Below are 13162 nucleotides of genomic sequence, written 5' to 3'. Positions count from 1 at the left end.
ACCTATCTGCGACATTCACATACTTACGGCGACCAGCCCCCAAAGACAGGGGCTTGCGCGTCGGGATCAGATTGGGCCATGTCGCCCATGGATAAGGTTCGAGCCAACGCCGGGCCCACACTCGCTCCCAACAAAGACGCGTTCTTTACGCCTTGCTGCAAACCTGATCAGCCACTATTCGCCGGCCACACAGAATGGCCATGAGGACACACACGATGGACGTCACCGCAACCTTAAGCTTGGGCGATCCGCTGGAACCCGCACGCAAGGCCACCGCGCAAATGCTGCAAGAGCGCGAGCGCACTTTTTCGCTGCCGCAGCCGTTCTACTCTGATGAGCGGTTGTTTGATATCGACATGCAGGAGATCTTCCAGAAAGAGTGGTTGATCGCCGGCATGACCTGCGAAATCCCCACCAAGGGCAACTACCTGACCCTGCAAGTGGGCAAGAACCCCATCATCGTCATCCGTGGCGCCGACGGCGTAGTGCATGCATTCCACAACGTGTGCCGCCACCGTGGTTCGCGCTTGTGCACCAGCGACAAGGGCAAGGTCGCCAAGCTGGTTTGCCACTACCACCAGTGGACCTATGAGCTGGACGGCCGCCTGCTGTTCGCCGGCACCGAGATGGGTGCCGACTTCGACATGAAGCAATACGGCTTGAAACCGGTAAATGTGAAGACCGCCGGCGGTTACATTTTCATCAGCCTGGCCGAAAACCCGCCGGCCATCGATGACTTCCTGTCGACGCTCAGCCATTACATGGAACCGTACGACATGGAAAACACCAAGGTGGCGATCCAGACCACCTTGTTCGAAAAAGCCAACTGGAAGCTGGTGCTGGAAAACAACCGCGAGTGCTACCACTGCAACGCGTCGCACCCGGAACTGCTCAAAACCTTGCTGGAATGGGACGACGTCACCGACCCGCGTGCCGACCAGGCGTTCAAGGACCATGTAGCCGCCTCCGCCGCCGCCTGGGATGCCGAAAAAATCCCTTACGCCCACGCCAGCTTCGGCCTGCGTAACCGTATTGTGCGTATGCCACTGCTCAAGGGCACCGTGTCGATGACCCTGGATGGCAAGCAAGGCTGCGCCAAGCTCATGGGCCGCATCAAGAACCCGGACCTGGGCTCGATGCGCATTCTGCACCTGCCTCATTCGTGGAACCACTGCATGGGCGATCACATCATCGTGTTCACCGTGTGGCCGATCAGCGCCCAGGAAACTATGGTCACCACCAAGTGGATCGTGCACAAGGATGCCGTGGAAGGCGTGGACTACGACGTGGAGCGGATGCGCCAGGTGTGGGATGCCACCAACGACCAGGATCGCCGCCTGGCCGAGGAGAACCAACGCGGCATCAACTCCACCGCCTACCAGCCGGGCCCGTACTCCAAGACCTATGAGTTTGGCGTGGTGAACTTTGTGGATTGGTACAGCGAGCGCATGTTGAACAACCTGGGGGCCGCTCCGGCGCCGTACCTCAAAGGTGTGGCCGCGCACGAGTAACTGACACCCCATGGATCAAACTGTAGGAGCGAGCTTGCTCGCGAAAAACTCACAGGCAACGCGTTTATTCAGGAAGCACACGTTATCGTTGACGTTTTTCGCGAGCAAGCTCGCTCCTACACATGAAGCGGTCGCTGCTTACTATTTGATCAGTTCTCGCGCAGACCTCTAGCGCCGTGCCCTCCAGCCTTTGCCCAACAACTTATCCACAAAGCCACCCACAGCAATTGTGGGCAAGTCGGGGTGCGGCTTAAATTAAATCAAGAAAATCCGTGAATTATTTGTAAGCGGGGCATTCATCATCGCATGATCATTTATTGATCAATCTCTTGAAAGCCATGATTTATATGGCCTACAGCACTGAGCGAACACCTTATCCACAGATACACCAACAGACTTTGGGGGCAACTTTAACCAGCCTGTGGAAAAGCACGTAAAAGCTAAATAAATCAGGCTTTCGAAGGTTTCAGTGCAGAGGAAAGCCGAAATTGATCAAATTTCGATCAAGCTCCTGAAAGCCTTTATTTACAAGGCTCATAGAAGATAGCGAACATCTTATCCACAGATGCGCCAACAGACTTTGGGGGCAACTCAACACTGCCTACCGGAAAAACCGCTGGAAAAACCGCAGGTTAGGCTGGCTATTTTTCGTACAGAGGGCCGTGAGGCTTGATATACAGGGGGTGTGGACAACCGCGAACAGGTTATCCACAGGCGCATCAACAGCGATTGTGGGTAAACCGAAGGACTGCTGTGGGAGCAAGTGCCTCCCACAGTGAATCAGCGTACGACACCCTCTTCAATCAGCAGCTTGAGAATCGCCTCTGCGCCCGCCTCCGGGCTGACGCCCTTGAGCACTTGCCCGCCGCCGCCACTGGCCTTGGCTGTTGCAGCCTTCATTCGGTCGGCACCGCTCTTGGCCTTGATCACCTTGAGGCGTTTTGGACGCGGCTTGGCCGGTTGCAGCAGTGCGCCTGTGAATAACTCATCCTGTTCAATCTCGACCTCATGGGCCGCCAGCTCACCCCGTTGCGCCGGGCCGTAGGCGCTCTGGCGTGGTTTGGGCGCGGCGTTATCCACAGTGGCAAGAAACGGCAGGCGCACCTTCAAGCGCCGCCGCTGGCCGCGAGGCAACGCCTGCAGCACCAGGGCTACGCCGGCGTCGATGGACTCCACCTGCGCCAGCCCCACAATCAGCGGCCAGCCCAGTTGTTCGGCCAACAGGAACGGCAGCATCCCCGAGCCTTCGCCGGTTTCTGCCTGGCTTCCGGTCAGTACTACTTGGGCGCCCGCGTCGCGCAGATACTCGCTGAGCACCGGCAACGCATCGGCGCCAGCCGGCTGTTCGAGTACCTGCAGTTGTGGCAGGCCCATGCCCAGGTAGCTGCGCAAGGTCGGCTCGTTGATATCGCCCGCGTGCAGCACCTGCAACTTATCCCCAGCCAGTTGGAGCCCCAGCTCGACAGCACGGGCGTCTTGCTCGGCACGACGCGGACGCCCGGAAGTAGGATGGGCGCCGATGGATACCAGGCTGATTACATTGGTTGTCATGGTCATGTCCCTAAGCTGCATCGCGCTTGGTGCCGTTGCGGTAGGTGTGCACCGCATCGATCAAGGCTTGCAGAATCGCGGCGCTTTCGCCGATCACCGACAGGTCGGCACGCTTGATCATGTCGCAGGTCGGGTCGAGGTTGATCGCCACCACCTTGTCGCAGGCCCCGATGCCTTGCAGGTGCTGGATCGCCCCGGAAATACCCACGGCTACGTAAACCCTTGCCGTGACCCAGGTGCCACTGGCACCGACCTGGCGATCACGCGCCATGAAACCATCGTCCACCGCTACCCTCGACGCGCCTTCGGTGGCGCCCAGGGCTGCGGCGGTCTGGTGGAACAGCGCCCAGTCCTTGACGCCGTTGCCGCCGGAGAAAATGAATTCCGCTTCGGCCATGGGAATCGCCGCCGGGTCCACCGCCACCGCACCAAGGTCCTCGATACGCGGCAAACTGCGCGCCAGGCTTGTGGATAACTCCACGGGCAACACTTCATGACGGGTCTCGCTGACCGGCTCGGCGCATTCAACGGCCGCGAGGATCAGGCGTGGCAGCGGCCGAGCCAAGTCTTGCTGGCCCGCCCCCGCACGGCCGATACACTCATCGCCCTTGATTTGCCAAACGCGCGTCGCCGGGCGTTCCTTGAGGCTGGCGGCAAAGCGCCGGCCCAATTCGCCGCCACCGCTGCGGCTGTCCGGCAATAGCCAGTGGCGTGGATTGAACTGGTTATCCACAGCGCGCAGGCCCTGCACGCGTTGCTCCGGTGAATAACCGTCGAACGCCTGGCCGTCCAGCACCAGCAGACGGTCGACACCGGCCGTGGCAAAGGCGTTTTCCTTGTGCTCACCAAACACCACGGCCAGCACCGCGCCGTCGCTGCCGGCCAGTTGCCTGGCCAGGCCGAGCAGGTCTCGGTCGTGGCTGCTCAAGCGGCCACCGACCATGTCCGGCACCACACTGATGTAGAACGCCGGCATTGGCACCTGATGCAGCGGCAACTGCACGTCCACCGCCGCCGTGCGCTTGGCCGCACCGCCCTGCTGGGCGCCGCTGCGGTCGATACGCTTGATGCCGTTGGGGCCGATAAAACCGACACCGTGCACGTTTTTACGAATGATACCGTTGGGCCCCATCCAGCTGTGCTGCACTGGCTGCATGGCCGCGTGCAAGGGGTGAAGACGGTTACGGGCGATCCATTCGGCCCGAGGGTCGCGGCGAATAATGTCGCTCATCAATGCACCTCCGCGGGTTCACGTTTAGGCACTTTTGCCGGCGTGGGGTCTTCAAGCAAAGCGTCGGCCACAAGCTCGGCAATATCCTTGATCAAGGGCCGCGGCTCGACCACACCTTCAAGCATCGCCGTGCATTGCGGGCAGCCCACGGCCACCAGTTCGGCACCGGTTTCACGGATGTCTTCCATGCGCATGTCGGGGATACGTTGCTTGCCGGGAATGTCAGTGATCGGCGCACCGCCGCCACCGCCGCAGCAGCGCGAACGGAAGCCCGAACGCTGCATTTCCTTGACCTCGATACCCAACGCCCGCAGCACTTGGCGCGGTGCCTCGTATTCGCCGTTGTAGCGGCCCAGGTAGCAAGGGTCGTGGTAGGTCACGCTGTTGCCTTTGTGCTGGCCCAGGTTCAGCGCGCCCTCGCCGATCAGCTCGGCCATGAAGGTACTGTGGTGCTGCACCCGGTAGTTGCCGTTGAAGGCACCGTACTCGTTCTTCAGCACATGAAAGCTGTGCGGGTCGCAGGTGACGATGCGCTTGAAGCTGTATTTGCCCAGGGTCTGGATATTGCGCGCGGCCAACAGCTGGAAGGTTGCCTCGTCGCCCAGACGTCGCGCGACGTCACCGCTGTCGCGCTCTTCCAGGCCGAGTACTGCAAAGTCCACTCCGGCCGCCTTGAGCACTTTGACGAACGCGCGCAGGGTGCGTTGGTTGCGCATGTCGAAAGCGCCGTCGCCGACCCAGAACAGCACATCGGCGCTGCCCTTGTCGCTAAGCAACGGCAGATTCAGGTCCGCCGCCCAGTTGAGGCGACCGCCAGGGGCAAACCCGCCGGGGTTGTCGGTGGCAATCAGGTTTTCCAGGACTTCGGCGCCCTTGTTCGGCGTGGCGCCTTTTTCCAGGGTGAGATGGCGGCGCATGTCGACGATAGCGTCCACGTGCTCGATCATCATCGGGCACTCTTCCACGCAGGCGCGGCAGGTGGTGCAGGACCACAGGGTTTCTGCGTCCACCAGGCCATTGACGATCGGCTGGTGCGGGTTACCGCCGTGCTCGCCCACCGGTTTGCCGGGGTACGGGCTGCCGGCGAACTTGGCATCAGTGCCACCGGCCAGGCCGACCACCATGTCCTGGATGATTTTTTTCGGGTTCAGCGGCTGGCCGGCAGCGAACGCCGGGCACGCCGCTTCGCACTTGCCGCATTGCACGCAGGCGTCGAAGCCGAGCAGTTGGTTCCAGGTGAAATCCTTGGGTTTTTCCACGCCAAGCGGCGCGGATTTATCGCTCAGGTCCAGCGGTTTCAGGCCGGTGGAACGGCCGCCGCCGAAGCGCTCGGCACGGCGGTGCCAGGCCAGGTGCAGTGCACCTGCGAACGCGTGCTTCATCGGCCCGCCCCAGGTCATGCCGAAGAACATTTCGGACACGCCCCACAGCACACCTACGCTCAGCAGCGCAGCAAGCAGCCAGCCGCCAAAGTCAGCGGGCAAAATCCCGGCCACCGGCAAGGTCACCAGGAAAAAGCTCACCGAGAACGCCATCAGGCTTTTCGGCAGACGCATCCATGGGCCCTTGGACAGGCGCGCAGGCGGGTTGCGGCGGCGCAGGTACATAAAAATTGCACCCACAAACATCAACACCGAAGCCAGCAGCAAGGCATAGCCAAGGATGCGATTCTGCAGGCCGAAACCGTGCACCAGTATCGCCAGCAGCGCCGACAGCACAAAGCCCAGCGCCGTGGCCACGTGGGTATTGGCGATGTATTTATCGCGGGCGACCACGTGGTGCAAATCGACCATGTAGCGCTTGGGCATGGCCAACAGGCCGCCCAGCAGATCGACTTTGGATGCACGCCCACGGCGCCACATGTTTGCCCGGCGCAAAGCGCCGAGCACGGCGAGCCCCAAAGCGGCAAACAAGAGAATAGGCAGCAAGGTGTTCAACATGATGAAGCTCCCACAGACCACACAGGTCTTGCATGGGGGCCGGATCAATGTGGGAGCTGGCTTGCCTGCGATGGCATCGACTCGGTCTCACTCAAGACCGAGTCGCCTGCATCGCGGGCAAGCCCGGCTCCCACACTGGTCAGCTCCCACCTTCAGACCGGGTCCACTTTCGGCTTAGAAATCCTTGCACAAGCGCAGGGCGTCGTAGATTGCGGCGTGGGTGTTGCGCTGGGCCACACAGTCACCAATGCGGAACAGCAAGTACCCGTCACCCGCTTCGCTCAGGCATGGCTGCGGCTTGATCGCAAACAGCGCTTCAACGTCGATCTGGCCCTTGTTGCGTGAGCCTTCCTTGAGCCCGTAGTAAAGGGCTTCGTCCGGGCGCACGCCGTTCTCCACCACCACCTGGTCGACCACCCGTTCTTCTTTGGCGCCGGTGTATTCGTTCTCCAGTACCGCCACCAGCTTGTCGCCCTCGCGATAGACCTTTTCCAGCATCATGTCGCCGGTCATGATCACTTCCTTGGGGTACATGCTGCGGTAGTACGTGGGGAACGACGTACCGCCAATCGCCACACCGGGCTTGATGTCGTCGGTGACGATTTCCACCTGGCAGCCTTTGTCGGCCAGGAAGTCCGCCACCGACATACCGGTGAACTCGCAAATGGTGTCGTACACCAGTACGTTCTTGCCCGGCGCGACTTTGCCGTCGAGCACATCCCAACTGCTCACCACCAAACCTTCGGCGGCGCCCCAGTGTTCGTTCTGTTCGATAAACGGATGCCCGCCCACCGCCAGCACCACCACGTCCGGACGCAGGTCGAGGATGGTCTCGGCATCCGCCGCCACGCCCAGGCGCAGGTCGACTTTCAGGCGCGCCAGCTCCAACTGGTACCAACGGGTGATACCGGCGATCTGGTCGCGTTGCGGCGCTTTCGAAGCCGTGGTGATCTGCCCGCCGATAAACTCTTTTTTCTCCAACAGGGTCACGTCATGGCCGCGCTCGGCGGCGACACGTGCAGCCTCCATACCGGCGGGGCCTGCGCCCACCACGACCACTTTGCGCTTGGCCCCGGTGGTCTTCTCGATAATGTGCGGCACGCCCATGTATTCACGGGAGGTCGCGGCGTTCTGGATGCACAGCACGTCCAGGCCCTGGTACTGACGGTCGATGCAGTAGTTGGCGCCCACGCACTGCTTGATCTGGTCGATCTGACCCATCTTGATCTTGGCGATCAGGTGCGGGTCGGCGATGTGCGCACGGGTCATGCCGACCATGTCCACATAGCCGCCTTCGAGGATGCGCGTGGCCTGGTTCGGGTCCTTGATGTTCTGCGCGTGCAGCACCGGGACCTTGACCACTTCCTTGATCCCGGCCGCCAAATGCAGAAACGGCTCCGGTGGATAACTCATGTTCGGGATCACGTTGGCCAGGGTGTTGTGCGTGTCGCACCCCGAGCCCACCACGCCGATGAAATCGAGCATACCGGTGTCGTCGTAATACTTGGCGATCTGCTTCATGTCCTCGTGGGACAAGCCGTCCGGGTGGAACTCGTCGCCGCACAGGCGCATGCCCACACAGAAGTCATCGCCCACTTCGGCACGCACGGCCTTGAGCACTTCCAGGCCGAACTTCATGCGGCCTTCAAAGCTGCCGCCCCATTCGTCGGTACGCTTGTTGACCCGCGGGCTCCAGAACTGGTCGATCATGTGCTGGTGCACCGCAGACAGCTCTACCCCGTCCAGGCCACCGGCCTTGGCACGGCGCGCCGCCTGGGCATAGTTGCCAATCACACGCCAGATTTCTTCCGGCTCGATGGTCTTGCAGGTGGCGCGGTGCACCGGCTCACGCACGCCGGACGGCGACATCAGGGTCGGCCAGTTGAAACCATCCCAACGCGAGCGACGGCCCATGTGGGTAATCTGGATCATGATCTTGGCACCATGCTTGTGCATGGCGTCGGCCAGGTTCTGAAAGTGCGGGATGATGCGATCGGTGGACAGGTTCACCGAACTCCACCATTCCTGGGGGCTGTCGATAGCCACCACTGAGGAGCCGCCGCAGATCGCCAGGCCGATACCGCCCTTGGCTTTCTCTTCGTAATACTTCACATAGCGGTCGGTGGTCATGCCGCCGTCGGTGGCATACACCTCGGCGTGGGCAGTACTGAGCACGCGGTTGCGGATGGTCAGTTTGCCGATCTGGATCGGCGCAAACATTGCTTCGAAAGCCATGGCACGGTCCTCGGCTTACAACGGTTTGACGGTGAACAGGCCGTCGTCATGGCCCTCTTCGGAGCCTCCGTAGACTTGTTCGGCGACAGTGCGGATCTTGCTGCCACGGGCCTCAAGAATCTGGTCCATGGCACCGGCAAACCAGCCGGTGAACATGTAGTCGACCTTGCGCCCGACCTTGCCGTACACGTAGACGAACGCCGAGTGCTCAAGCTTGACGCTGGCGGTGCCTTTATCCAGGTCGATGTCCTGGATCTTGAACAGGCCCCAGCCGCGTTGCGACAGGCGCTTCATGTAGTGCTCGAACACCGCGACGCCTTCAAGGCCATGGCATTCGGCTTCTTTTTCACACCAGTGCCAGGCGGATTTGTAGCCGGCCTTGTAGAGGATCTCGGCGTAGGCATCAGCGCCCAGTACTTCTTCGATACCCATGTGGTTGTTGACGAAGAAGTGGCGCGGCACGTACAGCATGGGCAGGGCGTCGGAGGTCCAGACACCGGTTTCGCTGTCGACTTCGATTGGCAATTGCGGGGCGATCTTGGCCATGGAAACTTAACTCCAGAAAAATTCGTGGTGGTGTTGCCGATAGGTGTCTGGCTTATTCGCCCCAGACGTCCTTCAAGACGTTGACCCAGTTCTCGCCCATGATCTTGCGTACCACGCGCTCGGGGTGGCCACGCTTGAGCAGGGTTTCGGTGAGGTTGGGAAACTCGCCCACGGTGCGGATGCCCAGCGGGTTGATGATCTTGCCGAAGCTGGTCAGGCGGCGGGCGTAGCCCTTGTCATGGGTGAGCATTTCGAAGAAATCCTGGCCATGCCCCTGGGTGAAGTCGGTGCCGATGCCGATGGCGTCTTCGCCGACGATATTCATGGTGTATTCGATGGCTTCGGCGTAGTCGTCGATGGTCGAATCAATGCCCTTGGCCAGGAACGGCGCGAACATGGTCACGCCGACAAAACCGCCATGGTCGGCGATGAACTTCAGCTCTTCATCGGACTTGTTGCGCGGGTGCTCTTTAAGCCCGGATGGCAGGCAGTGGGAATAGCACACCGGCTTTTTCGATTCGAGGATGACCTCTTCGCTGGTCTTGGAGCCGACGTGGGACAGGTCGCACATGATGCCGACACGGTTCATCTCGGCGACGATTTCGCGCCCGAAACCCGACAACCCGCCGTCGCGCTCATAGCAGCCGGTGCCCACCAGGTTCTGGGTGTTGTAGCACATCTGCACCACACCGACGCCGAGCTGCTTGAAGATCTCGACATAGCCAAGCTGGTCCTCAAACGCATGGGCGTTCTGGAAGCCGAAGATGATGCCGGTCTTGCCCTGCTCCTTGGCGCGGCGGATGTCAGCGGTGGTTTTCACCGGGATCACCAGGTCGCTGTTCTCACGGATCAGGGTCTGGCTGGCAACGATGTTATTGATCGTGGCCTGGAAGCCTTCCCACACCGACACTGTGCAGTTGGCGGCGGTGAGGCCGCCTTTGCGCATGTCTTCGAACAGGTCGCGGTTCCACTTGGCAATAATCAGACCGTCGATAACGATGCTGTCGGCGTGCAACTCGGCTGGGCTCATCAGGCGTCCCCTTATTGGCGATTCATGCGCCGAATCGTCTGCCGGCGCTTTGGGGCCAGCATATGCCCAGGGACAACCCGAGCCGGGTGCAAAAACGACAGGGGAATTGCCGAAAGCGTCAATCCACGACAAAGGCTATACAGACATGCCTGACGGGTGGCTGTTCTTTGTCTTACGCTTGAGCCAGAATTGCGCATCACGTGAAATGAGACGGCGCAATGAAATCGATTTTCCTGGCTTTGGCACTCATCGCAACCACCGCCCACGCGGCCGAAGACACCGACAGCACGCCGTGCGACGGCATCGAAAACGACCAGCAAACCCTGGAATGCGCCACCTACAACAAGACCACCGCCGAGCAATTGCTCAAGGATAACTATCAGGGGTTGCTGGAGCGCATGGGTTCGACCTACGGCAGCGACAAGACCAAACTGGCGGACATTACCGCCCGTCTGAAGGATGCGCAGCAAAAGTGGGAAAAACTACGCGACGCCGATTGTGCAGTGGACACCTTCCCGGCAGTGACCGGCACCAAGGCCTATGCGATTGCGCACAACGACTGCCTGGCGCGGATGAGTGATGAGCGGTCGGAGTTTTTGGAGTCGATTGGGCAGGAATAAGCGACAATCGCGCCACCTTCTCTTTTGATCAAGGCTACTCATGACCATCTGCGGCATCGAAATCAAAGGCAGCGAAGCCATCATCGCCGTCGCCTCCCTGCACAACCAGACGCTGACCCACGTCGCCCTGGCCACCAAGAAAATCGCCCTTGAAGACGACGATGATGCAGCCAACGTCAAAGCCTTCGCGGCCCAGGTGAAGGCTTTTGTTCAGGACAACGCCATCGAGCGCATTGCGATCAAGAAGCGCAGCAAGAAAGGCGAGTTCGCCGGTGGCCCGACCACGTTCAAGATTGAAGGGGTGTTGCAGTTGCTGGACGGGGTTGAAGTGACACTGTTATCGCCGCAGACCATCAATGCGCAAAACAAGAAGCACAGCTTTGATCTGCCGACGACGTTAAACAAGTATCAGCATGAAGCTTATAAAACAGCCTGCTCAACCCTGATGAAAAAGTAACTACCCATCAACTTTTGACGCAGTGCTCCATGCCGTGACCGCCGCCCTCGTATTCAGGCGCGTAGTAGTACTTAACGAAAGACACTTTGCCCTCCGGGGTTGACGTCATTTGTGCGACCCCCACGCCGAAGTCTTTCAAGACAGGGTCGGTGTGAGCAAAATAAACCCCCAGCGCGTCCGAAGTCCCGGCGGCCATTCCGTCATAACGGGACTTGTCTTCCAGGGTCAAGGTGAAGGTGTAGGCGGCGTACTTGCCAGTACTTTGCTTGGCGTCGAGCGCCATATCAACAACACCCTTATAGCTGCCTATATGTTTATCCTGGCCGGTACATTCATAGCGCCCGCTGTAGTCGGTTCCAGTGAACGGTGCAGGCGCCTGGACTGCCCACACCGGGGTGGTCGCGAACGCGATGACAGTAACTAGCTTTCTAAGCATGCCAACCTCTTCTTATGGTTAAGTAGTGACTTCCTGGCCTGCGTGCTTCACTTCAAAAGCATTTGGTCAAGAGCCACTTCCAAGACCCATAGGACGTTAGCAGTCCTTTGCTATAAGTCTCCGTTAGCGATGAAAAAGAGAAACTTCCTACACCTTCCATGATCCCCTATAAACCGGTTTTTTCGGCGGCGTTATGCAATAGTTCCAACGCTTGCGCAAGAGTCGCGCCCACTGGTAATTGCGGCTTGGTGAAATCCCAGGACAATGTACGCAGGAAGCTCAGCTTTTCAATCCCGATGTTCTTGGCCAGTTTGCGAATGCCCTTTTCAAAAGGCACCAATGCACCGGCAATGGCAATGGCTATCAGCTCGGCGGGACGGGACGACGGAACACAAAGCCGCTGTGCGCGAACATGGTTTTATACTCAATTATTGAATGAACTATAAATTATAGTTCCCAGCATAATTGACTCTAATTACCCGTCAAACCACCTCCCGCCGGCGATCCTCCCGCGGGCATTTGGCAAACCTTGCGCGATAGCTCCTGGTGAAATACGAAGGGGACTCAAACCCGCACGCAATACTCACTTCCAGCACGCTCATATCGCTTTGGCGCAATAGTTTGCGGGCTTTTTCCAGGCGCAGGCCGAGGTAGAAGTTGCTTGGCGTGTCGTTCAGGTGCAGGCGAAACAACCGCTCCAGTTGACGCCGTGTGACCTTGATCGCGTCGGCCAGGGCCAGGGTGCTCAGGGGCGGTTCGGTGTGCTGCTCCATTTCGCCAATTACGTGCACCAGTTTTTTGTTGTTGATGCCGTAGCGCGTGGCGATTTGCATGCGCTGGTGGTCTTTGCGTGGGCGGATGCGGCCAAGCACAAATTGCTCCGACACCTGGATCGCCAGTTCCGAGCCGTGGGCCTGGGCGATCAGATCGAGCATCAGGTCGATGGACGCGGTGCCGCCGGCGCAGGTGATGCGGCGGCGGTCGATTTCGAACAGTTCCTGAGTCACGCTCAACTGCGGATAGGCTTCCTTGAAAGCGTCGATGGCTTCCCAATGCAGGGTCAGGCGATGGCCGTCAAGCAGGCCCGCTTCGGCCAGCACACAGGCGCCGGTGTCGATGGCGCCAAGGGTCACCCCATCGTGATCGAGGCGCCGCAGCCAATGCTCCAAAGCGGGTGTGGCGAACTGCAAAGGTTCGAAACCAGCCACCACTAATAAGGTGGCGCCTTTTTTCAGCGGCTCCAGCGCGGCGTCGGCGTTGACCGACATCCCGTTGCTCGCCAGCACTGCACCGCCGTCGGCGCTCAATACATGCCAGCGGTACAACTCGCCACGAAAGCGGTTGGCGACCCGCAGCGGCTCAAGCGCCGAGATGAAACCGATGGCCGAAAAACCCGGCATCAGCAAGAAGTAAAAATCCTGGGACATGATGGCGCTCTCGTGGGACGGGCAGCGTGGCACTGTGATACTCCCGTTCAGTCGAGGATTCAAGGGCACAGGTCGCTGCAGTGCAAGAGGCGGTCGCCGCCGTGCGTTTTGTGGCTCGCCAAGCTGCGTAACGTGGCGTCACGGTGCACAAAGACACCGGCCCCCACAATAACGACCT

Annotated in this window: 11 protein-coding genes and 1 pseudogene; 3 read left to right on the top strand and 9 right to left on the bottom strand. The window is 60.0% G+C overall.

What is annotated here, in order from left to right; genetic code table 11:
• The first annotated feature begins 215 nt into the window (after positions 1 to 215).
• Positions 216 to 1511: a glycine-betaine demethylase subunit GbcA gene (gene gbcA, locus TX23_RS11125; RefSeq protein ID WP_057702201.1), complete on the top strand. Its 1296-nt coding sequence runs from the start codon at positions 216 to 218 to the stop codon at positions 1509 to 1511.
• Positions 1512 to 2291: 780 nt separating this feature from the next.
• Here gbcA and etfB read toward each other — a convergent pair.
• From etfB to TX23_RS11095, 6 genes are all read right to left on the bottom strand, one after another.
• Positions 2292 to 3062 carry an electron transfer flavoprotein subunit beta gene (gene etfB, locus TX23_RS11120; RefSeq protein ID WP_057702200.1) on the bottom strand — a complete coding sequence of 257 codons (771 nt, stop codon included), beginning with the start codon at positions 3060 to 3062 and terminating at the stop codon, positions 2292 to 2294.
• 10 nt (positions 3063 to 3072) lie between these two features.
• Complete coding sequence (gene etfA / locus TX23_RS11115) at positions 3073 to 4293, bottom strand: electron transfer flavoprotein subunit alpha (protein ID WP_057702199.1); 1221 nt, start codon at positions 4291 to 4293, stop codon at positions 3073 to 3075.
• Positions 4293 to 6233 carry a dimethylglycine demethylation protein DgcB gene (gene dgcB, locus TX23_RS11110; RefSeq protein ID WP_057702198.1) on the bottom strand — a complete coding sequence of 647 codons (1941 nt, stop codon included), beginning with the start codon at positions 6231 to 6233 and terminating at the stop codon, positions 4293 to 4295. Before dgcB ends, etfA begins: the two co-directional genes overlap by 1 nt.
• 174 nt (positions 6234 to 6407) lie before the next feature.
• On the bottom strand, positions 6408 to 8468 hold the full coding sequence (gene dgcA / locus TX23_RS11105; RefSeq protein ID WP_057702197.1) for a dimethylglycine demethylation protein DgcA: 2061 nt from the start codon (positions 8466 to 8468) through the stop codon (positions 6408 to 6410).
• Positions 8469 to 8483: 15 nt separating this feature from the next.
• A complete protein-coding gene (locus tag TX23_RS11100) occupies positions 8484 to 9014 on the bottom strand; it encodes a DUF5943 domain-containing protein (RefSeq protein ID WP_005792152.1) in 531 nt (176 codons plus the stop codon).
• 52 nt (positions 9015 to 9066) lie between these two features.
• On the bottom strand, positions 9067 to 10044 hold the full coding sequence (locus TX23_RS11095) for a dipeptidase (protein ID WP_005792153.1): 978 nt from the start codon (positions 10042 to 10044) through the stop codon (positions 9067 to 9069).
• A gap of 218 nt (positions 10045 to 10262) precedes the next feature.
• Here TX23_RS11095 and TX23_RS11090 point away from each other — a divergent pair, with 218 nt between their 5' ends.
• A complete protein-coding gene (locus TX23_RS11090; protein ID WP_014720247.1) occupies positions 10263 to 10664 on the top strand; it encodes a lysozyme inhibitor LprI family protein in 402 nt (133 codons plus the stop codon).
• A gap of 40 nt (positions 10665 to 10704) precedes the next feature.
• Positions 10705 to 11121: a DUF3010 family protein gene (locus tag TX23_RS11085; RefSeq protein ID WP_057702196.1), complete on the top strand. Its 417-nt coding sequence runs from the start codon at positions 10705 to 10707 to the stop codon at positions 11119 to 11121.
• 7 nt (positions 11122 to 11128) lie between these two features.
• Here TX23_RS11085 and TX23_RS11080 read toward each other — a convergent pair whose 3' ends face one another.
• From TX23_RS11080 to TX23_RS11075, 3 genes and pseudogenes are all read right to left on the bottom strand, one after another.
• The gene (locus TX23_RS11080; protein ID WP_057702195.1) at positions 11129 to 11557 is read right to left on the bottom strand and encodes a hypothetical protein; all 429 of its coding nucleotides are present in this window, start codon (positions 11555 to 11557) and stop codon (positions 11129 to 11131) included.
• Positions 11558 to 11735: 178 nt separating this feature from the next.
• A pseudogene (locus TX23_RS27070) lies at positions 11736 to 11933 on the bottom strand (hypothetical protein); the annotation flags it as partial.
• Between the two features lie 106 nt (positions 11934 to 12039).
• Entirely contained in the window at positions 12040 to 12984 is a 945-nt protein-coding gene (locus TX23_RS11075; RefSeq protein WP_057702194.1) for a GlxA family transcriptional regulator, read from the bottom strand.
• Positions 12985 to 13162: the final 178 nt, after the last annotated feature.

It is taken from the genome of Pseudomonas paralactis, assembly GCF_001439735.1.
GTDB lineage: Bacteria > Pseudomonadota > Gammaproteobacteria > Pseudomonadales > Pseudomonadaceae > Aquipseudomonas > Aquipseudomonas paralactis.
The sequence above is the reverse complement of the archived record's forward strand: the minus strand, read 5'-3'. Positions and strand labels throughout refer to the sequence as shown.